The sequence below is a fragment of the Halodurantibacterium flavum genome, from assembly GCF_042681825.1.
Lineage (GTDB): Bacteria > Pseudomonadota > Alphaproteobacteria > Rhodobacterales > Rhodobacteraceae > Halodurantibacterium > Halodurantibacterium flavum.
The window spans coordinates 302,184-329,174 of the sequence record NZ_JBHUGH010000009.1; the positions used below are offsets into that span (position 1 = coordinate 302,184).

The 26,991-nt window shown below is 66.2% G+C and carries 27 protein-coding genes and 1 riboswitch; of the genes, 8 read left to right on the forward strand and 19 right to left on the reverse strand.

From position 1 onward, the window contains the following. Window positions 1–28 precede the first annotated feature (28 nt). From ACFSGJ_RS12115 to ACFSGJ_RS12135, 5 genes are all read left to right on the forward strand, one after another. The gene (locus tag ACFSGJ_RS12115; protein WP_390261996.1) at window positions 29–529 is read left to right on the forward strand and encodes a hypothetical protein; all 501 of its coding nucleotides are present in this window, start codon (window positions 29–31) and stop codon (window positions 527–529) included. Further along, window positions 526–1,050 (forward strand): DUF3305 domain-containing protein, encoded by a 525-nt coding sequence (locus ACFSGJ_RS12120; RefSeq protein ID WP_390261999.1) that lies wholly within the window; start codon window positions 526–528, stop codon window positions 1,048–1,050. Before ACFSGJ_RS12115 ends, ACFSGJ_RS12120 begins: the two co-directional genes overlap by 4 nt. Next, a complete protein-coding gene (locus ACFSGJ_RS12125; protein WP_390262001.1) occupies window positions 1,050–1,562 on the forward strand; it encodes a DUF3306 domain-containing protein in 513 nt (170 codons plus the stop codon). Before ACFSGJ_RS12120 ends, ACFSGJ_RS12125 begins: the two co-directional genes overlap by 1 nt. A 65-nt stretch (window positions 1,563–1,627) precedes the next feature. Beyond that, the gene (locus ACFSGJ_RS12130) at window positions 1,628–2,749 is read left to right on the forward strand and encodes a GGDEF domain-containing protein (RefSeq protein ID WP_390262004.1); all 1,122 of its coding nucleotides are present in this window, start codon (window positions 1,628–1,630) and stop codon (window positions 2,747–2,749) included. Window positions 2,750–2,858: 109 nt separating this feature from the next. Further along, complete coding sequence (locus tag ACFSGJ_RS12135) at window positions 2,859–3,785, forward strand: AEC family transporter (protein WP_390262007.1); 927 nt, start codon at window positions 2,859–2,861, stop codon at window positions 3,783–3,785. Here the strand turns inward: ACFSGJ_RS12135 and cysW are convergent. The 5 genes from cysW to ACFSGJ_RS12160 form a co-directional block, all read right to left on the reverse strand. Beyond that, a complete protein-coding gene (gene cysW / locus ACFSGJ_RS12140) occupies window positions 3,782–4,612 on the reverse strand; it encodes a sulfate ABC transporter permease subunit CysW (RefSeq protein WP_390262010.1) in 831 nt (276 codons plus the stop codon). The genes ACFSGJ_RS12135 and cysW overlap by 4 nt on opposite strands. After that, a complete protein-coding gene (gene cysT / locus ACFSGJ_RS12145; protein ID WP_390262013.1) occupies window positions 4,609–5,457 on the reverse strand; it encodes a sulfate ABC transporter permease subunit CysT in 849 nt (282 codons plus the stop codon). The genes cysW and cysT overlap by 4 nt, the downstream gene beginning before the upstream one ends. Next, complete coding sequence (locus ACFSGJ_RS12150) at window positions 5,454–6,455, reverse strand: sulfate ABC transporter substrate-binding protein (RefSeq protein WP_390262016.1); 1,002 nt, start codon at window positions 6,453–6,455, stop codon at window positions 5,454–5,456. The genes cysT and ACFSGJ_RS12150 overlap by 4 nt, the downstream gene beginning before the upstream one ends. Next, window positions 6,452–7,552: a sulfate/molybdate ABC transporter ATP-binding protein gene (locus ACFSGJ_RS12155; RefSeq protein ID WP_390262018.1), complete on the reverse strand. Its 1,101-nt coding sequence runs from the start codon at window positions 7,550–7,552 to the stop codon at window positions 6,452–6,454. The genes ACFSGJ_RS12150 and ACFSGJ_RS12155 overlap by 4 nt, the downstream gene beginning before the upstream one ends. A gap of 371 nt (window positions 7,553–7,923) precedes the next feature. After that, window positions 7,924–8,886 (reverse strand): hypothetical protein, encoded by a 963-nt coding sequence (locus tag ACFSGJ_RS12160; RefSeq protein ID WP_390262020.1) that lies wholly within the window; start codon window positions 8,884–8,886, stop codon window positions 7,924–7,926. 231 nt (window positions 8,887–9,117) lie between these two features. Between ACFSGJ_RS12160 and ACFSGJ_RS12165 the strand changes: the two genes are divergently transcribed. From ACFSGJ_RS12165 to thiC, 3 genes are all read left to right on the forward strand, one after another. After that, window positions 9,118–10,116, forward strand: a complete 999-nt coding sequence (locus ACFSGJ_RS12165) for an amidoligase family protein (protein WP_390262022.1) — start codon at window positions 9,118–9,120, stop codon at window positions 10,114–10,116. After that, window positions 10,101–10,868, forward strand: coding sequence for a gamma-glutamyl-gamma-aminobutyrate hydrolase family protein (locus tag ACFSGJ_RS12170; RefSeq protein WP_390262025.1), 768 nt, complete (start codon window positions 10,101–10,103; stop codon window positions 10,866–10,868). Before ACFSGJ_RS12165 ends, ACFSGJ_RS12170 begins: the two co-directional genes overlap by 16 nt. A gap of 36 nt (window positions 10,869–10,904) precedes the next feature. Then, window positions 10,905–11,029, forward strand: a riboswitch (TPP riboswitch). 70 nt (window positions 11,030–11,099) lie between these two features. Beyond that, window positions 11,100–12,890, forward strand: coding sequence for a phosphomethylpyrimidine synthase ThiC (gene thiC / locus ACFSGJ_RS12175; RefSeq protein WP_390262027.1), 1,791 nt, complete (start codon window positions 11,100–11,102; stop codon window positions 12,888–12,890). 52 nt (window positions 12,891–12,942) lie between these two features. Here the strand turns inward: thiC and ACFSGJ_RS12180 are convergent, their stop codons facing one another. From ACFSGJ_RS12180 to ACFSGJ_RS12245, 14 genes are all read right to left on the reverse strand, one after another. Beyond that, a complete protein-coding gene (locus tag ACFSGJ_RS12180) occupies window positions 12,943–13,713 on the reverse strand; it encodes a tellurite resistance TerB family protein (protein ID WP_390262029.1) in 771 nt (256 codons plus the stop codon). A gap of 77 nt (window positions 13,714–13,790) precedes the next feature. Continuing rightward, complete coding sequence (locus ACFSGJ_RS12185) at window positions 13,791–14,444, reverse strand: rhomboid family intramembrane serine protease (protein ID WP_390262031.1); 654 nt, start codon at window positions 14,442–14,444, stop codon at window positions 13,791–13,793. 30 nt (window positions 14,445–14,474) lie between these two features. Next, a complete protein-coding gene (locus ACFSGJ_RS12190; RefSeq protein WP_390262034.1) occupies window positions 14,475–15,338 on the reverse strand; it encodes an NAD-dependent epimerase/dehydratase family protein in 864 nt (287 codons plus the stop codon). Further along, on the reverse strand, window positions 15,335–16,207 hold the full coding sequence (locus ACFSGJ_RS12195; protein WP_390262037.1) for a glycosyltransferase: 873 nt from the start codon (window positions 16,205–16,207) through the stop codon (window positions 15,335–15,337). The genes ACFSGJ_RS12190 and ACFSGJ_RS12195 overlap by 4 nt, the downstream gene beginning before the upstream one ends. Then, complete coding sequence (locus tag ACFSGJ_RS12200) at window positions 16,207–17,427, reverse strand: NAD-dependent epimerase/dehydratase family protein (protein ID WP_390262040.1); 1,221 nt, start codon at window positions 17,425–17,427, stop codon at window positions 16,207–16,209. Before ACFSGJ_RS12200 ends, ACFSGJ_RS12195 begins: the two co-directional genes overlap by 1 nt. Window positions 17,428–17,549: 122 nt before the next feature. Then, complete coding sequence (locus ACFSGJ_RS12205; RefSeq protein WP_390262042.1) at window positions 17,550–19,097, reverse strand: GTPase family protein; 1,548 nt, start codon at window positions 19,095–19,097, stop codon at window positions 17,550–17,552. Continuing rightward, entirely contained in the window at window positions 19,097–20,215 is a 1,119-nt protein-coding gene (locus tag ACFSGJ_RS12210) for a YcjF family protein (RefSeq protein WP_390262045.1), read from the reverse strand. The genes ACFSGJ_RS12205 and ACFSGJ_RS12210 overlap by 1 nt, the downstream gene beginning before the upstream one ends. A 117-nt stretch (window positions 20,216–20,332) precedes the next feature. Further along, the gene (locus ACFSGJ_RS12215; protein ID WP_390262047.1) at window positions 20,333–21,253 is read right to left on the reverse strand and encodes a methylenetetrahydrofolate reductase; all 921 of its coding nucleotides are present in this window, start codon (window positions 21,251–21,253) and stop codon (window positions 20,333–20,335) included. Window positions 21,254–21,351: 98 nt separating this feature from the next. Then, a complete protein-coding gene (gene ligM, locus ACFSGJ_RS12220) occupies window positions 21,352–22,758 on the reverse strand; it encodes a vanillate/3-O-methylgallate O-demethylase (RefSeq protein ID WP_390262050.1) in 1,407 nt (468 codons plus the stop codon). A gap of 126 nt (window positions 22,759–22,884) precedes the next feature. Then, complete coding sequence (locus ACFSGJ_RS12225) at window positions 22,885–23,613, reverse strand: GntR family transcriptional regulator (RefSeq protein ID WP_390262052.1); 729 nt, start codon at window positions 23,611–23,613, stop codon at window positions 22,885–22,887. 77 nt (window positions 23,614–23,690) lie between these two features. Then, a complete protein-coding gene (locus tag ACFSGJ_RS12230; RefSeq protein WP_390262055.1) occupies window positions 23,691–24,542 on the reverse strand; it encodes an NAD(P)-dependent oxidoreductase in 852 nt (283 codons plus the stop codon). A gap of 12 nt (window positions 24,543–24,554) precedes the next feature. After that, window positions 24,555–25,598: a 4-oxalomesaconate tautomerase gene (locus ACFSGJ_RS12235; protein ID WP_390262057.1), complete on the reverse strand. Its 1,044-nt coding sequence runs from the start codon at window positions 25,596–25,598 to the stop codon at window positions 24,555–24,557. Beyond that, window positions 25,591–26,262 carry a 4-carboxy-4-hydroxy-2-oxoadipate aldolase/oxaloacetate decarboxylase gene (locus ACFSGJ_RS12240; protein WP_390262060.1) on the reverse strand — a complete coding sequence of 224 codons (672 nt, stop codon included), beginning with the start codon at window positions 26,260–26,262 and terminating at the stop codon, window positions 25,591–25,593. Before ACFSGJ_RS12240 ends, ACFSGJ_RS12235 begins: the two co-directional genes overlap by 8 nt. Next, window positions 26,262–26,990, reverse strand: a complete 729-nt coding sequence (locus tag ACFSGJ_RS12245) for a PIG-L deacetylase family protein (protein WP_390262063.1) — start codon at window positions 26,988–26,990, stop codon at window positions 26,262–26,264. The genes ACFSGJ_RS12240 and ACFSGJ_RS12245 overlap by 1 nt, the downstream gene beginning before the upstream one ends. Between the last annotated feature and the right edge of the window lies 1 nt (window position 26,991).

The window sequence follows — 26,991 nt, forward strand, 5'->3', positions numbered from 1 at the left end:
TTGAGGCGGAGTGAAAGGGGAGCTTCCCATGATGATGACGTCACTTCGTGCCCTTGCCCTGGCGGTGTTCGTGCAAGGCGCGATGCCGGCCGTCCTGTTCGCGCAGCAGGGCGACGGGGCAGAACCCCCCGCCACCGCACTTCCCCAGGCGACTGGCGCCGATGCAACGACGGCAGACGACGCGGCTGGGGACGCACAAGACGACGCGACCCAGGGCGCAGCCCAAGGCGAGACGGACCAGCCGACCGAAGGCCAGAGCACCGAAGAGCTTGATCTCGACTCCCTCGCCATCGAAAACAGCCAGGCGCCCGAGCCTGATGAGCAAGGCCTGCGCGACCCGATGGCGACCCCCGGTGCCGGGAACGAGGACTCGCTTTATTCGATCCTCTCTGCCGTGCGCATGGCGCCCCCCGGTCTTGACGGCCGCCCCATGCCGCGCCCGAACGCCCTTGCCAGCGAACCGGCCCTGGAAATGCCCCCGGAACAGCCCGAGGACCTTTACCTCTTTCCCGACGGCTATATCGAATGACCGAAGGGCAGGTCGTAAAGATCCCTGTGGGGGTTGAGGTCGAATGCAGGCCGGGACGGACCCGCTGGCAGGCGACCGTCTGGCAGCCTGTCGCCATAACTCCGCCGCAGGAAGCATTGGCCGACTGGACCCTGCTGCACGACTCAGAGGGTCGGCAGCGCTTTCACGCAGGGAACCGTCCGCTTGAATTCCACCCTTCGGCCGCGACGCTCTACAAGGAAAATCTGGAGGCGCGGCAGCCCTCGGTCTGGGTCGTCCTGCGCCCGGGGCGGGGGACGGATCAAGGGGTGGGGCCGCGAACGGACCTGATGCTCCACCTCGTCACGGCGGACCCGACCGTTGCCCATGCCTATGTGGATGTCGGCCCCGATCTGGTCGAGGCGCTGTCGATGCCGCCGGGGATCGCGGCGACGCTTGCCGCCTTTGTGCAGCGTCATTACACGCCGCGCACCGTCTGGAAACGTCAGCGCGATCGGGTTGACCCCGAGGCCATGGCCGCGCGCCGGGAAGGCGGAGTCTGATGGCGACGGAGCCGTTTCTGACCCGCTGGTCCCGCACCAAACGCGCGGAGGCCGCCAGTGAGACGGGCGAACCTCCACCGGACGACCCCGACGGCCACCCCGCTCCGACCCCGTCCGCCGAGGAGGACGAGGCCGCGCATCCTGAGGCGACGCCCGAAGATCCCGAACTCAACCTTCCCGAGCTGCCTGACATCGAAACGCTCGGCCCCGACAGCGATTACCGGGTCTTCATGCGCGCGGGCGTTCCCGCGGCGCTGCGGACGGCGGCGCTGCGCAAGGCATGGGTTGCGCGGGACGCCATCGCCGCGCACCGGCCCATGGTCGAATATGCCTGGGACACAAACGCGCCCGGCTATGGCGCGCTCCGTCCCGGCGATGACGTCGCCGCGACCATCGCCACGCTGATCCGGCGCTACGCGGCGCAGCGCGCGCATTGGCTGACGGACGACAAGGAAGTCCCTTCCGACCCGGACCGTATGGAAGAAGAAGATCCCGAGGCAGGGGTTGCCTGAGTTCCCCATTTAATTCCCTGCAGAAGCCGATTAACTGAAGGAGATAACAAAAGGCTTGCGGCCGCATGCTCGACGTCATCATTCCCTTCGTGAACGGCATGGGTCTGATGGCCCTGCTGACGCTTCTTTTCGGCTGGCTGTCGCGCAAGGGCGTCCCGCGCTGGCAGTTCCGCCTGCTGATGGGCGCAGCCTTCGGGCTCGGCGGCGCGGCGAGCATGCTGGACCCCATCCGCATTACCGATGGCGTGATCACCGATGCGCGGGCGCTTTTCGCGGGCCTCTCGGGCGCTTTTCTGGGGCCCCTGGGGGCGACGGCGACGCTTGCCATTACCGCGTCCGTCCGGATCTGGATCGGCGGTATCGGCAGCATCGCCGGGGTCGCCGTGCTGTCGATCGCGACGGCTGCGGGGCTCGTCTGGCACGCCTTCATTCCGCCCGACCAGCGGGGCAGCCTGCGCAGGCTCGCCCTGCTGGGGCTGATGATCTCGCTTTCGCTTTGCGCCACGCTTCTGCTTCCTGCCGATGCGCGCGCGGCAGTCCTGCGGCAGACGGGGCTTGTGACCGTGGGGCTTTATATGATCGGCAGTGTGGTGCTGGGGTCGATGATGGCCGCCGCGCGCCGGCAGGTACGTCGGGAAGAAGTGCTGCGCGCCGCCGCCCACAAGGACCCGCTTACCGGCCTTCTGAACCGCCGCGGGCTGGAACACGCGCTGAACCTTTTGCCACCCGACCAGCCGCGCGCCTTGCTGATCGTCGATGTGGATCACTTCAAGCAGATCAACGACAGTTTCGGCCATCCCGTAGGCGATATCGTCCTGCAGGGGCTGAGCGCGCGCATCGGCGAACTGGCGCGGCGGGGCGATATCCTTGCGCGTTTCGGCGGAGAGGAATTTGCCATGGTCCTGTCGCCCGTCACTGCCGCCGCCGCGGCCGAAATCGCGGAACGGCTGCGGCGCGCGATCGAGGCCCGGCCCTTCGAGGCGGGGCAGGCCGCGCTGCACGTCACGGTCAGCATCGGCGGCGTCTTTCGGTCCGGCGAAGGCGATCTGACCGACGCCGTGCGCGCCGCCGACCGCGCGCTTTACGCGGCCAAGTTCGAAGGACGGAACCGGGTGAGGTTTTCGGATAGCGACGCCCGCCCGGCGGCAGGCCCATTGCCCGGCCCGCAAAGACAGGCGAGCGGATAGATCGCCGCGCCGCCAAGGCCCGAGGTCCGCTCGGCAATCCCGCGCCCGGCGTCTGGTAGTTCCCGCGTCCGCCGGTTATGCAAGGGCAAACAGGGAACGAGGGGCACCTTTGGCCGCAGCGGTTTTCATCTCGCTCTTTCCGATCGCGCTTCTGATCGGGTTGGGCCATGTCCTTGCCCGCAGCGGCTTCATCGCCCCGGCCTTCTGGCCGCAGGCAGAACGGCTCGCCTATTTCGTACTTCTCCCCGCGCTGTTCTTTTCCGCGCTGGCGAACGCGGATTTCACCGGCGTTCCGGTTCTGGCAATCGCGGGTGTGCTGATCGCCGGGCTGCTTGGCGCGGCACTGCTTCTGGTTCTGGTACAAGAGGTATCGGGGCAGGACGGGGCGGCCTTTACCTCGGTCTTTCAGGGATCGGTGCGGTTCAACAACTATGTGGGGCTGACCGCGGCGACGGCGCTATTCGGCCCCGCCGCCCTCGGCATCGCGGCCCTCGCCAACGCCGTGATCGTGCCGACCGTCAACATCCTGTCGATCCTTGTCTTTTCCCGCTATGGCACCGCCCGCGCGGGGCTGGGGGCCACGGTAAAGCGTATTCTGGTGAACCCGCTGGTCCTTTCTTGTCTCGGGGGTTTCGCGATGCAGGCGACCGGCCTGCCACTGCCGCCGGGCCTTGATGGCGGATTGCGCGCGCTGGGACAGGCGGCGCTGCCGATAGGACTTCTTTGCGTGGGCGCGGCGCTCGACTGGTCGGCGCTGCGCACCGGCACGCGGCCCGTCGCCTTAGCCAGCCTTGCGAAATTCGGCCTGCTGCCGGTGCTGACATTCGCGCTTTGCCTCTGGGCGGGGCTGGGAGGGACGGCGGCGCTCGTGGTGATGCTGTTTCAGTGCCTGCCGACGGCCTCGTCTTCCTATGTGCTGGCGCGGCAGTTGGGCGGCGACGCGCCGCTGATGGCGGGGATCATCACCTTCCAGACCATCGCGGCCTTTGCGACGATGCCGTTGACGCTGATCCTCGCGGCCCGGCTGCTCGGTTAGCGACGGCCTTCCAGCACGGCCTTGATGCCCAAGGTGATGACCGCGATGATCGTCAGGGTCGAAGCGGCGGCAAAGGCCCCGACCGCGTTCAGATCGTTGAAGAGCAGCTCCACATGCAGGGGCAGGGTGTTCGTCTGCCCCCGGATGTTGCCCGACACGACCGACACAGCCCCGAATTCACCCACCGCGCGGGCGGTGCACAGCACCGCGCCATAAAGCAGCGCCCAGCGGATATTCGGCAGCGTCACGCGCCGGAAAATCTGCCAGCCGCTTGCGCCAAGCGTCACGGCGGCCTCTTCCTGCTCGCTCCCCTGCGCCTGCATCAGCGGCAGAACCTCCCGCGCGACGAAGGGCGCCGTGACGAACAGCGTCACCAGAACGATGCCGGGCAGGGCAAAGAGAACCTGAATCTCGTTCGCCGCAAGCCAGGGCCCCAAGAGTCCCTGCCGCCCGTAAAGCAGCAGGTAGCAGATGCCCGCGATGATGGGAGAGATGGAGAACGGGATCTCGATCAGCGTGATCAACAGCTTGCGGCCCGGAAAGCGATGCTTGGCGATCGCCCAGGCCGCCGCGATCCCGAAGCCGATGTTGATGGGGACGACGATGATAGCCGTGATCGTGGTCAGCCAGATCGCGTGAAGCGTCATCGGATGCAGGATGTTGTCGCGATAGACCGCCCATCCCATGCTGAACGCCCGCGCGAAGATGTAGACGAGCGGCGCCACCACAAAGAGCAGTGTCAGAACCACCGCCAGCGCGATCAGGATGCGCGGCACGGTCCGGGCGCCCTTGGCCCCGGCATTTGCGGACAGGGCAAGGGCCGTCATGGGCGGTTCCCCCGATAGCGCATGGCGCGCGCCTGCAAGAGGTTCGACACCCCGAGCAGCAGAAGTGCGAAAAGCAGAAGGACAAGCGCAATCGCCGAGGCGCCGGTATAGTCATATTCCTCCAGCCGGATATAGGCGAGAAGGGCCGCAATCTCGGTCCGGAAGGGCAGGTTGCCGGCAATGAAGACGATGGCGCCGAATTCTCCCAGGCTGCGGGCAAAGGCGATGGTGCATCCCGCGAGATAGGACGGCAGGATCGCCGGAAAGACCACGCGCCGAAAGATCGTCCAGGGCCGGGCGCCCAGCGTCACCGCCGCCTGTTCCAGCGCGGGGTCAAGCTGTTCCAGCACCGGCTGGACGCTGCGCACGACGAAGGGGACCGAGGTGAAGGCCATCGCAAGCGCGACGCCCCATATCGTGTAGACAATTGAAATCCCGGCAGGCTCCAGCACCGCCCCGAACCAGCCATTGGCGGAAAAGAGCGCCGTCAGCGACAGGCCCGCAACCGCTGTCGGCAGCGCAAAGGGCACATCCATCAGCGCATCGAGCACCCGCTTGCCCGGAAATTCATAGCGCACCAGGACCCAGGCCATCAGCAGGCCGTAAAGCGCGTTGAAGATCGTGGCGATCAGCGCCGCCGTCAACGTCACCCGAAAGGCCGCAAGCGCGCGCGGCGCCGTCACGATGGCCCAGAACCTTTCGGGCCCGATCTCTGCCCCCCGCAGCACCAGCGCGAGAACCGGGATCAGCACGATGAACGTCAGATAGAGGAGCGTGATGCCCATCGTCAGGCTGAAGCCCGGCAGAACGCGCCGTGGCCGAATGGGGGCAGGGATGCTGGTCATTGGTTGACGAAGACCTGATCGAGGATGGCGCCGTCCGCGAGATGTTCCGCGTTCACCCGTTCCCAGCCGCCAAAGATCTCATCCACGGTCACAAGCCGCACCTCGGGCGTCTGCTCGGCGAATTCGGCCGCGACCGCTTCGTCATGCACGCGATAGAAATTCTCGGCCAGGATGCGCTGTGCCTCGGGCGTATAGAGGAATTCGAGATAGGCCTCGGCCACCTCGGTCGTGCCCTTGCGCGCGGCGACGTCCTCGACCACAGCGACGGGGAAGGCCGCGAACAGGCTGATCGAGGGCGTGACCCGTTCCAGACCCTGCGCGGCATATTCCTGCGCGATGGCGCCGGTTTCAGCCTCGAAGGTCACGAGCACGTCGCCCAGCCCGCGTTCCGCGAAAGTCTGCGTTGCGGCACGGCCGCCGGTGTCGAAGACCGGGACCGAGGCGAAGATCTGGCGCAGGAACTCCTGCGCGGCCTCTTCGTCGCCACCATTGGTTTCCAGCGCATAGGCATAGGCGGCAAGATAGGTATAGCGCGCATTGCCCGAGGTCTTGGGGTTCGGGAAGATCGGTGCCACGTCGTCCCGGGCCAGATCGTCCCAGTCCTGGATGTTCTTCGGGTTTCCTTCCCGCACCAGAAACGCCATCGTCGAATAATAGGGCGAGGCGTCGTTCGGCAGCAACTCGCGCCAGTTTTCCGGCAAGAGACCGCCAGAGGCCAGAACGTCGACATCCGTTTCCTGATTGAAGGTCACGACATCGGCGGCCAGACCCTCAAGGATCGCGCGCGCCTGCCGCGAAGACCCGCCATGCGACTGGTCGATCGTCACACTGCGACCGGTCTCGGCCTGCCAGTGCTCGACGAAAGCCGGGTTGATTGCTTCGAAAAGCTCACGTGCGATATCGTAGCTCACGTTCAGGATCGCATCCTGCGCCGAGGCGGCAGCAGGGGCCGCAAGCGCGCCGGCGAGCGCCGCCGCCTGCAGAAATCTGGTTTTCATCGTCTGATCTCCTTGGAAAGGGGAATGGGTGCCGACGGTTGGGCTGCGCCATCATCGGTTCCGCCGGGAAATACCCGCCCGGCGGTGGCGCGCAGCCGGGCCGAGGCGCCCTGTTGCAGTTCGGGCTGGCCGCGGCGCGGAAGCTCTGCCTCGATCCGCATCCCGCCCGCATCCTCCAGCTCCAGCCGCCAGGTCGATCCGGTGCTGAAGGCCGAAAGGATACGCGCCTCACCGGCCGGATCGGGGCGCACCTCCACATCGCCGGGGCGCACGAAAAGGGTGCCGCGCCCTTCGGGCAGGGCCGCGCGGGGCAGGGCTGTCAGGTCCCAGCCTGCGCGTTCGGCGCGGCCGGCCCGCAGGGTGACCGGCAGTTCGACGGTCGCACCCATGAAGCGCGCGACAAAGGGGGTCGCGGGATAGTCATGGATATGCTCGGCGGTGCCCACCTGTTCGATCCGGCCGGCACCCATGATGACGACCCGGTCGGCAAGCTCGAACGCCTCTTCCTGATCATGCGTGACAAAAAGCGTCGTCGAGTTCGTCGCCTCATGCACCGACCGGAGCCAGCGGCGCAGATCGCGGCGGATCGAGGCATCGAGCGCCCCGAACGGTTCATCGAGCAGCAGAAGCTTCGGCTCGATGGCAAGCGCCCGGCCAAGGGCCACGCGCTGGCGCTGACCGCCAGAAAGCTCGGCCGGGTAGCGCCCGCCAAGGTGACCGATCTGGAGGAAGGACAAGAGCTCTTCGACCTTGGCCGCGATCTGGTCCCTGCCGGGCCGGATCGCGCGGGGACGGACGCTGAGCCCGAAGGCAATGTTGTCGCGCACGGTCATATGGGGGAAAAGGGCGTAGTGTTGAAACACAAAGCCGATCCGCCGGCGCTGCGCCTCAAGCTGAAGCCAGTCCTCGCCCTCGACGCGCAACTCACCCGCGTCGGGCCATTCGAGCCCCGCGATGATCTTGAGAAGCGTCGTCTTGCCCGATCCCGAAGGGCCGAGAAGGGCAACCAGTTCACCTTGCGCCACGTCGAGATCCACACCGCGGAGCACCTCGGTGCTGCCGAAGCGTTTCATCATCTGGCGTATGCGGATCGACATTTCCGGCCCTCGTGTCATCGGCCCCACGGCGCAGGCCACGAGCGCGGGCCAGAGGGGCGTTTCCGGCGAGACCTAGAGCGCGCGACGGCACCTCGCAAGCCGCGGCACCGATGCGAAAAGCGTTGATACCGGAACAGTTTCCCGGCAAGCGTGCAAAGGGCGGAACCTTGTTCGTCACCGCCGGGCGGAAATTCCCGCGGGTTCCGTCAGGGCGCGCGCCCCACGGCTGGCATCCTTATTTTGCGGTGGACCCGCGGATCGGTGGTGGCTGGTTCAGCGGTCGCCACTTATGGCGTAACCCGCTGGCAAGGGAGTCGGATTTCAATAGCGCGCATCCCTGGTGACGAAAAAACCTCATAAGCGATCTTATGTTACTTCTTCTTCTCTTCCACAAAGGCCGCCACGGCGCCGATCACCGCGCGCGCGCCCTGACGATAGCGTTTGAGGACCTCGTCCTTGCCCGGCAGCCGCGGCGGGTCGTCGGAGTATAGATCTTCGACAGCAAAGACCTTGTGCAGCTGCTCGTTATATTCCCGGGCGATGTAATCCAGATCGTCCTTCATCCCCGACAGCAGGTCACGCCGCAACTGCAGCGGATAGACGTCGTTGCCGTAAAAGATGCCAGGCATGTTCTCGGCCGCGATCCGTTCGTTGATCTTGGCGCTCTCGAGCGATGATTTCCGCGCGACCATCCCCATGAGTTCCGACACCGCCACCGAAAAGGTCGGGTTGTCCTGCGGTTTTTCGCGCTGAAAGCCGGACAGGTCCGTGATGCCAAGCAGGCTGCAGAAATCCGCAACAATATCGCCGGCCTGCAGCAGCGACCGTTCATACGGCTTGATGACGATGGAGTCCTTGCCGAACACGCGCCGGAACCCCTCGATCACCTCTTTATAGGCGCATTCCCACTGGTTCTCCTCCAGATACTTGTTCGGGTTGGGATTGATCGCGCCGGTCTTGAGCCGCTGTTTGTAGAGCGCCTCCATATACTTGTCCGGGCGGCGCAGATAGATGACGACCATCGCGTTCTGGCGGATTTCGGGCGGCAGCCGCTCGGCCAGCCGGCCGGGCACGCGCGGGTGAAACAGCATCTCGCCCGAAACGATGTTGACCTCATGCTCGGACTTCCGGATGTCGGCCACCACCGCGTCGAGCTTCGGCGTATCCGTCCGGTCGCTGCGCAGCTCATAGGCCACCGAATTGTGGTCGATCCAGGGACGCGACGCCGAAATGAAGTTGATGCTGCGTTCGCGCAGCGCGCCCGCGTTCTGCCGCAGGAAGTGCTGGACCGAGGAAGACCCGGTTTTCTGGGTGCCGACGTGAAGCAGCAGCATCGTCAGTCGCCCCGTCCCGTCCGCATCGATGAATATGGCGGATGACGTGGCGCGATCGATCGAAACATGCAGAAAATCCCGGTTCCCTGAGCCTGATGCCGCCAAGCTATGCCAATCACCGCCCCGCTTGTCCATCCCGCCCGGCCCCGCGTTCGCGCGGGATGCCGGGATTTTGCCCGATATCCCGAAGTTGAGGCGGAACAGGCATATAATTGCCGCGTTCTGCCTGCGATGTCCCGGCTTACCGATCAGATTGCCACGACGGGGTTCTGGCCCCTGCCCCGCGCCTGCGGGCCCGACGGGGCGCCGCGCCGGATCGGTATCGAGATCGAGATGGGCGGTCTGACCGAGGCCGAGGTCTCCGAAATCGCTCAGCGCCTGCTGGGCGGCGATCTCGAACACCGCGCGCCACATAAGTTCCGGCTGACGCAAAGCGCCGTAGGAACGCTGCGCATCTACCTCGATACCGCGTACCGGGACAGCATGGCAAGGATGGGCCGGCTCGGCGTCGATCTTGCCCGCAATGTCGTCCCGGTCGAGATCGTGACCGACCCGTTGCCACCCGAAAGCCTGCCGGAGATCGAGCGGCTGCGGATCGCCCTTCGCGACGGGGGCGCCGCAGGCAGCCGCACGGGGATCGGCCACGGCTTTGGCGTGCATCTGAACCCCGCCCTTGCGGGAACCAGCGCCGCCGACATCCTGCCGGTGGTCCGGTCCTTTGCCCTGCTGGAAGACTGGTTGCGGATGGCCGATCCCATCGACCTCACGCGGCGCGTGCTGCCCTTTGTCCACCGCTACCCGCGCGCCTTTGTCGATGCGCTGGCGCGCGACGGGGCGGCCTGGGGGCTTGAGGACCTCTGGCCCGCCTATCTGGATCACAATCCCTCGCGGAACCGGGGGCTCGACCTGCTGCCGATCATGGCCGAACTTGCGCCCGCGCTGCTGTTGCCCCTGCAGGACCAGCTTGGCAAGCTGAGCGCGCGCCCCGCCTATCACTATCGCCTGCCGGATTCCCGGATAGACGAGGCCGGATGGTCCATCGCCTATGAACATAACCGCTGGGTGATGGTGGAACGGGTGGCGGCCTCCCCCCGCCTTCTGGCGCGGCTTTCGTCGGACTGGCTGGACCATCGCCAGCATCTGACCAGCCTGCGGCGCGACTGGCGGCTTCATGTCGAAGAAGTCCTGCACGACGCAGGGATTGCCGAGGCCACATGGACCGCCCCCTGATCGCCGTCACGACCTCGCGCCGGTCCGGCTGGCGGATCTTCCCGCTCGTGGCGCTCAACGTCTGGCTGGCCGGTGGACGATCGGTGCGGTGGGACACGGCGCGGCCGCCCGATCTCGACCGGGTGGACGGGCTGATCGTGGGGGGCGGCGACGACATTTCCCCCGATCTTTACGGCATGAGCGTCGTGACCTCGGCGCGACTGGACCCCGACCGCGATGCGCTCGAACACCGGCTGGTGACGGGGGCACTGAACCGCAACATGCCGATCCTCGGTATTTGCCGGGGTTCGCAGATGCTGAACATCGCGCTTGGCGGAACGCTGCATCAGGACGCCTATGGATTCTTCACGACAAGCCGGGAGTTCCGCACGATCCTGCCGCGCAAGCGCGTGACGCTTTGCCCGGGAACGCGCCTGCATGAAATCGCGGGCAATGCGCCGATGATGGTCAACGCGCTCCACAGTCAGGCAGTCGCCGATCTGGGCGAGAACCTGCGGGTGGCTGCGCTGGACGAAGGCGGGATGATTCAGGGGATCGAACGGATATCGGACCCCTTCGCGCTGGGTGTGCAATGGCATCCGGAGCATCTGTTCTATGCAAGCCGCCAGCGTGCGATCTTTGCGGCGCTGGTCAGCGCGGCCCGCGCGCGCCGGCAGGATCGCAGCCAGACCGCCGCCGTCGATGCCGACATGGACCTTGGCGCCACGCCGGAAGATATCGCGCCGGCCGGGGCCACCACGGACCGCGAATGACGGTTGACAGGCGACGCCCGCCTCCCGCATCATCGGATTGCTGACCAGGGGTGCCCCGGCAAGGGGCTGAGATCCTGCTGAACGCTTTGGCGTGTGGCGCAGGGGACCCTTTGAACCTGATCCAGTTAACACTGGCGTAGGGACGGTGCGATCGCCCGCGGGCCTTCCGCGAAAGGGCATCCATTCTCCGCTGCCGAACTGGGTCTCCATGCGCTTGCAGAGGAGCCTGCCATGAACGAACTTTCCCATCCCACCCCGACCGTGACCTGCGGCCCCCTTCCCGCCTCGACCAAGATCCATGTCGCGGGCGAACGTCATCCGGGCCTGAGGGTGCCGATGCGCCGGATCGCGCTGCACCCGACCGCGGCGGAACCACCTGTCACGATCTACGACGCCTCTGGCCCCTATACCGACCCGGCGGCGCGGATCGACATTGCCCGTGGCCTGCCCCGGACCCGCGCCGATTGGATCGCAGCGCGCGGCGATACCGAGACCTATGCGGGCCGGCGCGTCCGCCCCGAGGATAACGGCTTTGCCGAAGGCGACCGGCTGACGCCCGAATTCCCCGCGCTCCCCATCCCCCGCCGCGCGACAAAGGGCGCGGTCACGCAGCTCGCCTATGCCCGCGCCGGGATCGTCACCGCCGAGATGGAATATGCCGCCATCCGCGAGAACCTCGGCCGCAGCACCGCCGCCACCCGTGATGGAGAGGCGTTCGGTGCGGCCATCCCCGATTTCGTGACCCCGGAATTCGTGCGGGACGAAATCGCCGCCGGCCGTGCGATCCTGCCCGCCAACATCAACCATCCGGAGCTGGAGCCGATGGTGATCGGCCGCAACTTCCTCGTGAAGATCAACGCGAATATCGGAAATTCCGCCGTCACATCCTCGATGGCGGAAGAGGTCGAAAAGATGGTCTGGGCGATCCGCTGGGGCGCCGACACGGTGATGGACCTGTCCACCGGCCGCAACATCCACAACATCCGCGAATGGATCATCCGGAACGCGCCCGTCCCCATCGGGACCGTGCCGCTTTACCAGGCGCTGGAAAAGGTCGGCGGCGTGGCCGAGGACCTGACATGGGAGGTCTATCGGGACACGCTGATCGAGCAGGCGGAACAGGGGGTGGATTACTTTACCATCCACGCCGGGCTGCGGCTGCACCACATCCCGCTGACGGTGGACCGCGTGACGGGGATCGTCTCGCGCGGCGGCTCAATCATGGCCAAGTGGTGCCTGCACCACCACCGAGAGAGCTTTCTCTATGAGCATTTCGAAGAGATCTGCGAGATCATGCGCGCCTACGACGTCAGTTTCAGCCTTGGCGACGGGCTGCGCCCCGGCTCCATCGCCGATGCCAACGATGCCGCGCAATTCGCGGAACTGGAAACGCTGGGCGAACTGACGCAGATCGCGTGGAAGCACGACTGCCAGGTGATGATCGAGGGGCCGGGCCATGTGCCCATGCACAAGATCAAGGAGAACATGGACCGCCAGCTGGAGGTCTGCGCCGAGGCGCCATTCTACACGCTCGGGCCCCTGACGACCGACATTGCACCGGGCTACGACCACATCACCAGCGGCATCGGCGCCGCGATGATCGGCTGGTTCGGGACCGCGATGCTCTGCTACGTCACGCCCAAGGAACATCTGGGCCTGCCGGACCGGGACGACGTCAAGACCGGGGTTATCACCTACAAGATCGCCGCCCATGCCGCGGACCTTGCCAAGGGCCACCCGGCCGCCCGCCTCCGCGACGACGCGCTCTCACGCGCGCGGTTCGAGTTCCGCTGGGAGGATCAGTTCAACCTCTCGCTCGACCCGGATACGGCCCGCGCCTTTCACGACCAGACCCTCCCGAAAGAGGCGCACAAGGTCGCGCATTTCTGTTCGATGTGCGGGCCGAAATTCTGCTCGATGCGGATATCCCACGACATTCGGGCCGAGGCCAAGAGCAAGGGGATGCTGGAAATGGCGGAACGCTATCGCGCGGGGGGCGACCTTTATATGCCCGCCGACTGAGCGTTCGACCGAGCGGATAGCGGCGCGGGCGGAAAACCCGCGCCGTCCATTATCAGGCGCTGCCCGCACCCGTCATGCGATGCAGCCGTTGCACGATGCCCGGCTCCAGCCGCAGCGCAGAGGCAAGGCGCCGCAGGTAGTCGCGTTCTGCCTCATTCGCGTCGTCTACTGTCAAAAGCGCGGCGAGATAGACCTCGGTCGCAACCTCGGGGCGCGTCACGCCGCGGGCGAGCGCCTCGATATCCACGGGCTGCTGCATCTCGGCCATCACGGTGGCGCGTTCGCCCTCGGTGACCTCATCGGGGTTGAGATGCCCGAGGATCCGGCCCATCTCGGCCTCATCGACCTGACCGTCGGCCTGCGCGGCGCCGATCATGGCTCGCAGGACGAGCCGTTCCGTTTCGGGATGGGTCAGCGCGTCCACCGCGTCTTGCGGCGGCGCCTCGGCGCCCGGACCGGCGCTTGCCTGCTGGCCTTTCCACGCCTGCCAGGCGAGCGTGCCGAGCACCGCCATCGCCCCGCCTCGCGCAGCCCCGCCGAGGCCCCCGCCCGCCAGCGCACCGACCACCGCGCCGATGCCGCCGATCTTGGCGCCGCTCATTCCCGCGATCTGTTCCTGTTCCAGAAACGCGCGCGCGCGGTCAGCAAAACTGCCCTGCCCGCCCTCGGCGGTCGATCCGGCCGTGCCCCCCAGCAGCGGTCCGAGCATCCGGTCAAGCCCGCCCTGCGGGTCGGCATTCTGGATGCCTTGACGCAGACGCTCCTGCAACTGGCCCGACCGGCCCTCGCGCAGAAGGCCGCCGATGATGTTTCCGAAACTCATGTCCGAACCTCCAATGTTCTGTCGCAGGAAGAACAAAGCTGGGTGCGGGATCGTTCCCTTGCCACTATTGCCGGGGCTCAGCGCAGGCCACGTCCCACGGTCATCGGACCCAGTGCAAAGCCGGCGATGAACCCGCCCAGATGCGCCTGCCAGGCGATGGCACCCCCCATAACCATGGTCAGCGCGATATTGGCGACCACCAGCGCCACCATCGCGGCCAGCACCGGCCGGAGCGTCAGCCGGAACCGAAGCCGCGTCCGCGCCTCACGGAACTGCCAGGCGCCCAGAAACCCGAAGGCGGCCCCCGAGGCCCCGATCATTGGTGCCATGTCCGAGGACAGGAGCGCATAGGCCACGCCGCCCGCAATCGCGCTGAGCGCAAAGACGATCAGCATGCGGCCGGGCCCCACGCGCGAGGCGATGTCCTTGCCAAGCGCCAGCAGGATCACCCCGTTCATTGCCATATGCGCGAAGCCGCCATGAAGAAAGGCGTGGGTCACAAACATCGCGAATTGCTGCCCCTGCCAGACCGGCGTCACATCCTGCAGAAGCTGCGGCCAGAAGGCCCCGTAAAGCAGCGCGAGCCGGCGCAGCCCCTCGGGCGCGAACCCGCTGTCCGAGGCGAAGAGGACACATTCCACCAGCGCCATCGCCCCCAGAAGGAGCCAGAGCTCGCTCGGAACCTCGTCTACGCCGCCGTCGCGCATCTTCTCATGGCCTTTGCTGTTCATGCACTCACCTCGCCTGCCGCGCGGGTGCTGTCAACCGGGACGACCCGATCCTGCGAACACAAGATCCGGCAGCGTGCGGCAGAGCCCGTCCCATCCGCGCGGCACCCATCCCAGCCGGCCCATCCGCCCGGTGGTCATCGCGCTGACGGGGGCACCGCTGCGCGCAGGAAGGGGAAGGTCGCGACCGGCCACGCGCGCGACCTCGCGCAGCAGATCGTGGCGATCGATCAGGATATCCGAGAGGTTCCACACCCCATGGTGTCGCCCGGTCAAAAGAAGCAGGATCGCGCGCGCAAGATCCTCGCCGTGCAGCTCGGTCCCGGCGCGCGGGCTGATGGGGCGTCCGGCGAGGAAATCAGCGAAAAGCCCCTCCCACTTGTGCGGCAGGCCGGGGCCTGCGCGCCCGTAAACCCCCGTGGCCCGGAGGCTCGCGGCAACGTCGAGACCGGGGGCGAGGTCGGCCAGCGCCGCCTCTCCGCCTGCCTTGACGGTGCCATAGAGCGTATCGGGGCGCAGGGGCATGTCTTCGTCCAGCGTGGTGCCCGGGGGATAATCGCCATAGACGGCGCGGGAGGACAGAAAGACGATCCGCCCCACCCCGCCGCGCGCGGCCGCGTCGAAAAGCGTCTGCGTGCCGTTCAGATTGCGCCGAAGGAAACCGGCAGGGTCGCTGCCCTCACCCCTCCTGTACTTGCCCGGAACATGATCGAAGGCCGCATGGATCAGCGCATCGAACCCGGCCAGCGGCGGCGCCTCGCCCAGCGACCACGGGATGTGGTCGTCGGCGCCTGTTCCTCGCCGGGTCAGCAGGGTGACGTCATGCCCCGCGCCCCGCGCTGCCGCCAGTATGAACTGCCCCACATATCCCGTGCCACCCGTCAGCGCGATTTTCATGGGGCACCGCTGGGCTGTGGATCGCTGGTGTTCGGGTCGCTGGGCTGCGGGCCGGGCAAGTCATCGAGATCCGGAACCGGCCCGTCCCCCGCATAGGCCCGCCAGAGGTCGATCAGGGGACGCAGCCGGTCGGCCTTATCGTGATCCTGCCAGGGCTTTTCGTACTGGTAATGCACGATCCTGACCTGCTGCCAGTTCCAGAGCGCCGGCATGTTGAACCAGACATATTGCAGCATGTTGCAAAAGACCGGCAGCCCGTGCCAGTCGGGAAAGAAGGCCTGCAGAAAGGTCTGATCGGTCCGCGGCCAGAACGCATCGGGCCGGTCCAGCGCCTGCATCATCGCGTCAAAGGTGGCCGCGTCAGGCCGCGCGACAAACACGCCCGAGTTCATCCGGTGGAAATCCGAAAGCCCTTCATAAACATTCGGGGCGGCCGAAAATTCGGGATAGGCGAACAGCCGATCGCAATTCCGCAGGACGAGCGTGTCGGCGTCCAGAAAGACGACCTTTTCATACTCGGTCATCTGCCAGAGTCGCAGCTTGGCGAAATTGTCGAGGGGCGTATGGAACGGCGGCTTGCCCCCCTTGGTGAAAGGGGCTGCCCCGTGCAGCCGCGCCCGACCGTGACGTTCGTTGAACGCGTCCGAGGTCGGCAGCAGGTCGACGGCCACCAGACGCGCACCAAAGCCCTGCAGCGGCCCGAGCGCCGCCGTGTCAACCCCACCCGTATGCATCACCACCAGATCGGCCTGTGTCCCCGCAAGGCGGAGCGAGCGCAGCAGCGCCCGCGCCCCCAAGGCATAATCGGCATTGGTGACAAGCGTCACATAGGCATGGCGCCCTGCGCCCGCCGCACCGTCATGCCGCATCAGGAAACCGACCGCAGCCGCGTCCGTTCGGGGTCGGTATCGACCAGCTTGGCAAGCTCTCGCGTCCAGGCCGACACCGCCGGCACGCGCTTGCGGTCGATGCGATGGGCGAATTTGCGCGCCACCTCGACGATCTCATCCAATAGCCCCTCGGCAAGGGTCGTCGGTTCCAGCCCCAGCGCGAGGAACTGCTCATTCCGCACCACGAGGTCGTTTTCAGCGGCCTCCTTGCGCGGGTTCGGCAGATAGGCGACGCTGCCCCCTGCCCGCTGGGCGACCATTTCGGCCAGATCGCGGACGCGGTGGGTCTCGGTCATCTGGTTGAAGATCTTGACCCGCTCGCCCGCCTTGGGAGCATCGCCAAGCGCCAGTTCGACGCAGCGCACGCTGTCCTTGATGTGGATGAAGGCACGGGTCTGCCCGCCCGTTCCATGCACCGTCAGCGGGTAGCCGATCGCGGCCTGAATGAGGAAGCGGTTCAGCACCGTCCCGTAATCGCCGTCATAATCGAACCGGTTGATAAGCTGCGGATGGCGGCGCGTCTGGTCCGTATGGGTGCCCCAGACGATGCCCTGATGCAGGTCGGTGATCCGCAACCCATCGTTCTGGGCGTAGAACTGAAAGAGGATTTGATCGAGGCTTTTCGTCATGTGATAGACCGAGCCCGGCCGCGTGGGGTAGAGGATTTCCTGGCTTACATTGCGGCCGTCCATCGTCTCGATCCCGACCTCCAGATAGCCCTCGGGGATCGCGGCGCCGACCGTCGAGTAGCCATAGACCCCCATCGTGCCCAGATGGATCAGATGCGCGTCGATCCCGGTTTCGACCAGCGCGGCCAGCAGGTTATGCGTCGCATTGACGTTGTTGTTGACGGTGTAGACCTTGTGCCGGTCGGTCTTCATCGAATAGGGCGCGGCGCGCTGTTCGGCGAAGTGGATGATCGCATCGGGGCGGGTTTCGCTCAGCCAGCCGCGCAGGCGTTCATATTCCTGCGCGATGTCCAGCAGGTGGAAATGCAGCTTGCGGCCCGTCACCTCATGCCAGATGCGGCAGCGTTCCTGAATGGAATCCATGGGTGTAAGCGACTGCACCCCAAGCTCTGCGTCGATCCAGCGGCGCGAGAGGTTGTCGATGATATGGACCTCATGCCCCAGATCCGAAAGGTGAAGGCTGGTCGGCCAACCCACAAAACCGTCGCCGCCCAAAACCGCAATCCGCATCAACCTGTCCTTTCCTGACGTGGCCGTTCCTGCGCCTACCCGCAAAATATGTCACTGATGTTTCAAGTCCATGCAGATATTGCGGATTTCCGGTGCTAAGGCACCTTCCCGCCGATCCGGCGTCATTCTTTTTTTACCGGCCCGTGACGCCGCCAGACGTTGCGCCCAAGTCCCGTGACGCCGGTCCGGAGCCCACGCGCCGCGCGGCCCACCTGCCCGCCGATGCCGCCCTCGCGCTGGCCCTGCACACGGCGGCGGTTGCGCTGGGTCATCAGCGCCTCACCCAGCGCATCGCCGATCCGTTCATACACGAGGTCGATGTTCCAGCCCGGTGCCTCGGCCTGAACCGGCACGGGGGCAAGGCCGGTATCCGCCTCGATCGCGGCCATCGCCTCGGCCAGCCGTTTGCGGGCCGCGGTTGGCAGGGCGTTTTCCGGCCAGGGCCAGCCCGGCAAGAGCAGATCGGCGCAGGTCGCCACGGCCACGACGGGGGGCTGCCTGCGCCGCGCATCGGCGGCAAAGCGCGCCTCGAACGCCCGTTTCAGCGCGGCGTCCACGGCCCGGCCAGGACGGTTGGCGCGAAACACCCAGACCACCAGATCGCAATCGGACATTTCCTCCAGCGCGCGCGCGGTCACGGCCTCGGTCCCGTCAAGTCCGGGACCGTCGATCAGCCGGCAGGGCACGCCCTCGATCTCGGTCTCATGGGCGGCCAGCGCGGCGGTGGTTGGCGCCATGTCGGTTTCCGCACGGTCATGGCCCATCATCGCGTTGATGAGCGTCGATTTCCCCGCGCTCACCTGCCCCACCAGCAGGATGCGCACGGGGCTGTCAGGCTGAACAAGCCGCTGGCGGTCGGCGATCTCGCTGCCCAGCCGGATCTCCATCAGTTCGGCATCCGTAAAGCGCAGCCGCCCCGAATGAAGCTCGACCGCCGCATGGGCGACCTCTTGCAGCAGCACCGACTGGACCCAGATCAGGGTCTCGTCGGTCAGCCGGTCGATCAGACCGCCCGCCATCCAGCGTTCGACCTCGCGCACGACCCCCACCGGCGGGTTGATCGCCAGCCGGATCGCGCGCCGCAAGAGGTCCGCGTTTTCCCAGCCCATCTGCATCGTCATCCGGTGCCGCCAGAGCCAGGCCGCCGTCTGCAGCGACACCTGATCGGAAAAGGGCACGTTGCGCCGCAGAAAGTTGCGATAGCGGATCGCGACCCGGTCGATCAGCAAGAGCGCCTCGGGCAGGGAAAACGAGAGCGCGCCCTTGCGGCCACCCGAAATCTCGGTCGCGACGCGGCCCAGGATATCCTGCGCAAGCGCCGGCATGTCGCCCCAGTCGCGCGGCTCGGAAAGCTCGGTCTCGATCCGGGCACAGGCGGAGAGATAGGCGTGGCGCTCGGTCTCGCCCCAGTCGGGATCGGCCGGCACCGCCTCCAGATCCACCACAGGCGTGGCGGGCCGGGGCACAAACCGCCGCAGGACCACCATCAGCAAAAGCGAGCCACCGATCAGCACGACGTTGATGACAAGGAAGCCGAGCAGCCAGCCGCGTTCGTAAAGCCACAGAAGGCCCAGAACCGCGCTCAGCGCCACCGAGAGAGAGATGAGCGCCAGCCGGAACACCCTGTCCCAGCGCAGGAAGGCGCGGCGCAGGGCGCGACGGTTGGCCATCAGCCCGCCTTGTCCGAGGCACGGCGCAGCGCCTCGGCATATTTCTCGCGCAGCGCGGCGGCGTCGACCGGCTTGCCCCGGCTCTGGTGATAGAGCCAGTAGGCCGCAGCCCGCCCGAGCGCGAGCGTGGTTGAAAAGCTCAGCGTGGCGGCTGCAGCGGCGCCCAGCGTCTGGCCATAGACCGGCACAAGCTTGGCCAATTGCCGCAGTCCAAAGCTCGCACCGTATTGCAGCACCGCCCCTGCCCCCAGCGCCGCCGCGAACCGGCGCAGATCGTCGCGCCCCCAGGTCACGCGATAGGCGCGGGCAAGCTGGCGCAGCATCGCCGCCTGCAGGGCCGGGACAGATACGGCCCCGGCCACCGGCACCACATCGCTGGCCCCCGCCGCGCCGGCATAACGAAAGACCAGCGCGCGATGCCGCAGGAACTGCTGCCCCTCGGCGTCCGAGGCGCTTTCGGCGGCAAGAAACAGTGCGACCTCGGGCAGAACGCCGGCCAGGCTGTCGATCAGCGCGGGGGGTGCGGGCCGTCCCGGCTGCAACGCAACCTCGACCGAGGGCAGCGGCCCTCCGGCGGCCTTTTCCAGCGCTTGCTGCACCTGCCCGCGCGCGCGGCCGCGCATTCCCGCATCCGGCACAAGATCGGCGCCGGTGTGAACCACAAGCACCGGGAATTTCGGTCGCTTGCGTCGCACTTCGCGCAGCGCGGCGGTCAGTTCATGCTGCACCGGATCGTCAAGCCGGGCGACGGCGAGGATGGCGTGACTGCCGCTTTCGCTGACCTCCAGATCCTCGGCCGCGTCATATCCCGTTTCCGCAAGCCCCCGCGTATCCAGAAAACGGACCACCGGCGCGCCGGGCGGATGATCGTAGACCGAAGATGTCCGGGTGCAGGGAGAAAAACCGTTGCCGACTGCGATCGCATCCTCGCCGGTCATCGCCTGCACCAGCGACGATTTGCCCGCCCCGGTTTTGCCCAGAAGCCACAGAACGGGCACCGGCAGGTCCGCAGGCGTCGGGTCATCGGCAGATGCGGCCCCGCCTTCGGCAGCGGCCCCGATCCCGCCAAGCGGCGGAATCCGTTCCATCACGCGCTCAAAGAGATCGCCAAGCTTCATCCAGCACTTTCCCGCGCCCCGCTGCGCAGGGTGTCACGGCGCGCAGCGGGTTTCCAGTGCAATAGCATAGTGCGCGAGGCGCAGGTGCAAAGCGGGGGGTGCAAAGTGTCGGGCGCGTCAGCCTGCGCGTGCGGCGGCTTCCTCGGCGCCATGCTCGGCCATCCACTCGGCTGCCGTCTTGATGCCGCCAAGCGGGAAGACGTGGATCTTTGCGATCGGGCTCGCAGGATCCTGCCGCTGATGCGCGGCGATCCCGTGCAGGAATTCCTCGGGCGTGTAGGGCAGCAAGAGCTTGGTGACATCCTTGGCCCGCTTTTGCAGAACGCCCAGCGACGGACCGACACCGCAGGCAATCGCGAACTTGATCATGGTCTGGAGCTTGGCCGGCCCCGCGATGCCCAGATGCACGGGCAAGGTGATCCCGGCTTCGCGCAGGGCCTTCGCCCAAGCAATGGCCGGCTCTGCCTCGAACAGGAATTGCGTTACGATGGCCATTTCGGCATCGGTCCGCTCGGAAAAAGCCTGCTTCCATTTCAGCGCGGCCTCGACCTCGGCCGTTCCGCCGTCCGGGTCGATATCGCGGTTGCCTTCGGGATGGCCCGCGACATGCAGGCGGCGGAAGCCATGCTTGTCAAAGAGCCCCGTCTCCATCAACTGCATCGAGCTGTGAAAATCGCCTTGCGGCTCTTTCACGCCCCCAGCGAGGAGGAGCGCGTTTTCCACCCCCGCTTCATCCCGGTAGCGCCTGATCCAGGTCTCCAGCGTCGCCGCATCGCGGATGATGCGGGCGGGAAAATGCGGCATGACCGGAAAGCCCTCGTTGCGCAGGCGGGCGGCGGTCGCCACCATGTCGTCAATCGGGGTGCCGTCGATATGGGCGATGTAGACCAGCGTGCCGGGCGGAAGGATCTGGCGGAAATCCTCGACCTTCTCAGCGGTGCGGGGCATGACCTCGATGGAATAGCCGCGCAGAACGTCGCTGAAATCCGCAGGCTGCGCGGACCGGTCCTTGCCTCCGAACAGGTTCATCAGGGCCACGGCTTATCCTCCTCTTCACCGCGAAACGGGTGCGCCCCGGACGGGGGGCGCATCAGTGCATATTGCCCGCCGGGGCCAACCCGGCGGGCATGGCGGGATCAGCCCGCCTTCTTGGTGCGCCAGCTTTCGGCGTAGTTCTCGCGGGCTTCGCGCGCATAGGGCACGGCCGAGACACGGACGCGGATTTCCGTCTGGCGATGCGGTTCGGCCGAAGTCTTGCCGCTGCCGCCATTCGGCTCGCCCCAGATCATGGTCAGCACGTCGCCTTCCTTGACCGACTCGTCCACCATGCCCAGCGAGAGCACGCAACGCTCGTTGTAGCTGTAGCCGTTGAACATCGACAGGCCGACCATCTTGTCGCCATGCATCACCATGTCGAAGCTGGACGAGCCATAGTTCGGCTGCGGGAAGTCGATCCACTTGTAGGGCAGTTCGTCGCGCTGGAAGGAAGAAGAGATCACCTTCATCACGTCTTCCGCGTTCCACTCGAACGTGACCTTGCGGCGCTTCACGTTGCCCTTCATCTTTTCAAGGGCTTCGCGACCGACGAAGTCATGGTCGAACTTGACGTAGATGCCGTAGCCGAGTTCATAGGGGTTGGTGTAGTAATCGGCGATGTTGTCCGAGACATAGCTGCCGGCGATCGAGCCCGAAGCCTCGTAATGCTCGTTGCTCAGCCACTCACGATAGCCCTCAAGCTCGGGATCGGTGTAGATGCCCGGCAGCGGCGACGGGATCCAGCCCGATTCCAGCGTGTTGGTGGAATAGGCGCGGCTTCCGACCTGATGCAGGTCCACACCGGCATCTTCGGCCGCCTTGAGGATCGCTGCGCGGACCTCGTCCTTCTCGGCATAGGGGCCCCAGATTTCGAGACCCGGCGCGCCGGCCATCCCGTGACGCAGTGCCTGCACCTTGCGGCCGCCGATATTGACCCAGTCCACGTGGAAGAACTTGATGTCCGGGATCGGGCCGCCGTTCATCTTTTCAAAGATCTTCGGCGCATCCGGCCCCTGGATCTGGAAGCGGTAGTGGATGCGGTTAACCGCCTTGCCATCCGGGCGCGAGGGCGAACGGGGGCTGTGGGTCAGTTTGACGTCATGCTTGCCCAGCGAGGCGTTGTAGAGCAGCCAGTTCGAGACCGGGGCGCGGCCAACCGAGATGAACTTGTTCTCGGTCTCGCGGAACATGATGTGGTCGCCGATCACATGGCCCGAGGGCGAAACCGGGACGAAGTGCTTGGCGCGGTTCGTGCCGAAATTCGCAAAGCTGTTGATCGCGAGGCCTTCAAGGAATTTCGCCGCGTCCGGACCTTCGACCACGACCTCATCCATGTGGTGCGACTGGTCAAACAGCACGGCCGAGTTGCGCCATGCAGCCTGTTCGCTGCGCCAGTTGGTGAACTCGGGCGCGACGACCGGGTATACATACATGCCGATGCGGGAGTTGCGGAGCATCTCCACCGGGTTTTGCTGTTTCAAAAGTTCGGCGAGGGTTTTCTTCGTCATGTTCATCCTCCCATGACTCATCAGGACTGTATACATTGATTACGGGTTTTGTGGCGCAACGCAAGCGTTTTCCCGCAGATCGGCGATTTTCGGCATGATTGCGCATACATGATCCAGCGCAGGGGCCTAATCCACGACGAACGCCAGTCCCGGAACCCGTGCGATCAGGCTGCGATCCTCGGAAAGGATATAATCGAGGTTCCGTCGCGCGATCCGCGCATGTTCGCGCGCCAGAAATTCCGCGCGCGTCCCTTCGCGATTGCCTATCGCCTCCAGAATTAGGCGATGCTGCTGCTGCGCAATATGGAGCGAGCGGCGGAAGGCCGTGATATCCGCCTTGTCCGGCAGAAAGGCCGAAGGCGAGGCAAAGGGCAGCCGCGTGGCGCGGGCGACCTCGGCCTCGACCAGACGGCTGCCGGACATCGCGGCGAGCCTTGCATGAAAGTCGGCGTTCAGCTCCGAGTAGGTCTCGAAATCAATCTCCGCCCCGTCAAAACAGGCGTCGAGCGCGCCGACCACGCGGGCCAGCTCCTCCAGTTCGGCGGCCGAGGCGCCCCGTTCCGCCGCCAGGCGGGCGGCGGTGCCCTCCAGCACGCCACGCAGTTCAATTGCGTCGGTGACATCGGCAAAGCTGAAGCTGCGGACCGCGAAACCACCGCTCGCCATCCGTTCCAGGAGCCCCTCTTCGGCAAGGCGCGACATCGCTTCGCGCACCGGCGTGCGGGAGATCTGGAGCATCTCGGCCAACGGCACCTCCAGAAGCCGGGTTCCGCCGGGCAGCTCGCCGCTCAGGATGCGGGCTCTGAGTTCGGTCAGCGCGCGACGCGCATGGGTTCTGGCTTCCACGCCTTGCATGGGGTCTCTCCTGCTCTGTCATGTATACATAAGCAGAAGACGGCGGCAAAAACCAGAGCGATGCGTTCAGACGGGCCTCAGACCCTGCGTCGTGCAGCCAGAACCGGCGCAAGCAAGGTAGGCAGCGGCGCCTCCCCTGCCCTCAGGTCGCAGGCTGCCATGCGCTCCTGCACTTCGGCGATCTCATCCGCGAGGGCGCCGCGCAGGCCAAGGGCGCGCAATGTCTCGGCGCTTTCGCGCATTTCAGCGGCGCGGCGGGCGCCATGCCGCAGGGTCCGTTCGAACTGATAGGCGGCAAAGTCCGGCCAACCCAGCCCCGGAAAGCTGGCCGAAAGCGAGGCGATGATCTCGTCCCGGCATCCCGAGGCCTCGGCGGCCAGAAGACATTCCACCGTGATCGCCTCCAACCCCTTGACGAAAAGCGACCGCACCATCTTGATCGCGGTCGCGTCGCCGGGCTGCGCCCCCACCTCGCGGCAGTCGAAGCCGAGCCGGAGGAGATCGGGCATCACACCCGTATCCCCGGCGACCAGAACCGGCGTGCGGTGGCCGCGCGGATGGACGGGCGCCATCACGGCCATATCCACATAACGCGCGCCGGCCTGCGCGACCAATGCGGCGCTGTCGCGTTTACGCCCCGGCGAGACCGAGTTGATGTCGATCACCACCTGGCCCGGGCGCAGATGCGCGCGCTGCGCCTCGAGCGCCGCAAGGCTCTGATCCGCGGTCACGGCGCTGAAGATCCAGTCGCAGTCGGAAAGACCGTCGGGCGATGCAGGGGCAACCCCACGCTCGGCCATGGCGGCGCGCATCGCGTCTTCGGTCGACAAGCGGTCCCAGGCGGCAAAGCGAAGCGAAGGCTCGACAACCCGCAGCGTATCGCAAAAGGCCCGCGCGGCCTCACCGAACCCGATAAACCCGATCTTCATGGCACGCCCCTTTCAGACGAATATCTCGCCGTCGAACAGTTTGCGGGCCGTCCGCAGGACGGCGGCCCGTGCGACCTGATCGCCCTCCATTGTGGCGACCACGCTCATCTCGCCGGTCGGATGTTCCACCGACAAGAGCTTTTCGTCCCCCCCGGGCACGACGGCAAGCCGGGCCGCAGGACCTTCGGGCAAAAGGCAGGCGGTGGCCACACTGACCGCGCCCAGAACGCCGATCGCCTTGTGGCAGCGATGCGGGATGAAGGTGCGTGTCATGATCGCCCCGCCCGATTGCGGCGGCGCCACCATCGTCATCTTGGGCACCGATTTTTCGCGCACATCGCCAAGGTTCATCATGGGACCTGCCGCAAGCCGGATCGACTCCAACCGCTGGCGGAGCGTTGCGTTTGCCTCCAGCTCGGCCGGGGTCTCATACCCCGAAGCACCCAGATCGGCCGCGGCGATCACGACGCAGGGCATCCCGTTGTCGATCAGCGTGCAGGCCACGCCCTCGATCACATCCACCGCATTCCCGGTCGGCAGCAGCGCCCCGCAGGACGACCCTGCCGTATCGGCAAAGACGATGGGCACGGGCGCCGCCGTCCCCGGCACCCCGTCGATCCGCGCCGCGCCGTCATAGGCCACCCGGCCACCCGGCGTTTCCACCGTCGCGATGGCAAGCTGGCCCGTGTTTTCCATGTAGATCCGCACCTCGGTCCGGCCGTCCTGCGCCTGAACCAGCCCCCGTTCCAGCGCGAAAGGGCCGACACCGGCCAGAATATTGCCGCAGTTCTGCGCATCCGTCACCACGGCCTGATCGACGAAAACCTGCAGGAACAGATAATCCACATCCGCGTCGGGCCGCGCCGATTTCCGCACGACCGCCACCTTGGAGGTAAGCGGGTCGGCCCCGCCCATTCCGTCGATCTGGCGCGGATCGGGCGACCCCATCGCCCGCAGCAAAAAGGCGTCGCGTTCGGCGGGCAGATCCCCGGCCAGGAAATATCCGCCCTTCGACGTGCCGCCCCGCATCCACATCGCCCGGACGCCGTCAGACATATTTCAGGCCCTTTTCCGCCAGCCTCTCGCGCATCTTGTAGATGTCGAGGCCCAGTTCCCCCGCCGCCAGTCGGTCACGCTTTTCCCCCTCGGCGGCGATACGGGCCTGCGCCTTTTTCAGCACCTCGGCCGCATCCTCGCGCGCAACCACGCAGACGCCATCGTCATCGGCCAGGATCACGTCGCCGGGGCGCACATGGGCGCCGGCACAGACAACCGGGACATTGACCGAACCCAGCGTCTCTTTCACCGTGCCCTGGGCGTGAACCGCGCTCGACCAGACGAGGAAACCCATCCGGCGCAGATCCGCCGTATCGCGAACGCCGGCGTCGATGATCAGCGCCCCGCAGCCGCGTGCCATCGCCGAAGTTGCCAGCAGATCGCCGAAATACCCGTCCGAACAGGGCGAGGTCGGCGCGAGCACCAGAACATCCCCCTCACGGAGTTGCTCGATCGCCACATGCAGCATCCAGTTATCCCCGGGCGGGGCCGAGATCGTGACGGCGCTGCCGGCGATCGCGCGGTCCATCTGGATCGGGCGCATGGACGGCCCCATCAGCCCTCGGCGCCCCTGCGCCTCATGCACGGTCGCGACGCCGCATTCGCCAAGGGCACGGATCACCTCCGCATCGGCGCGCTCGATATTCTGAACGACGACCCCCATCAGAGTTCATCCACCGTGCGCGGAAAGATCGACTGGAACCCCTCGGCGTGGGTGGCCTTGCGCCCGCCGGACTGGCCGCCGGAGTTGCGCATGAAATGGTTGCCCCGGTTCTCGCCGACGTTTTCATAATAGTGCCAGAGATGCTCTTGCCCCTCCATGCACTTGATCGCGTTCCACTTCTTTTCCCAGACCGGAGAGATGTCGAGAAACACGTCCGGCTTCCACTTCATCTGCTCGGTCTGATGCGGCTCGAACAGGTAAAGTTGCGGCGCGCCCAGAACCTTTTCGCCCGGGTTGTGGCCCCAGGCCTGCGCGATCATCCGTGCCTCAAGCGCGACGGTCGTCGCATACATGTGGTCGGTGTTATAGGGGTCCCACTGGGAATGCGACATCATGAAGGCGGGCTGCACCTTGCGGATCACATCGACCAGCCGGTATTTCGCTTCCCGGTCCAGCTCCAGCGGATAATCCCCACAGTCGAAGAACTGGATGTCATGCACGCCCAGGGCGGCGGCGGCATTCTCGGCCTCGGTCCGGCGGGCGGCCTTGACCTTTTCCAGCGTCATGCCGTCCTGCTTCCAGAGCTTCGCGCTCTCACCCCGCTCGCCGTAGGAGAGACAGACGACCGTCACCTCATAGCCTTTTTCCTGATGCAGGGCGATGGCGCCGCCGCAGCGCCAGACGAAATCGGCGGAATGGGCGCTGACGACAAGTGCGGTTTTTGCCATG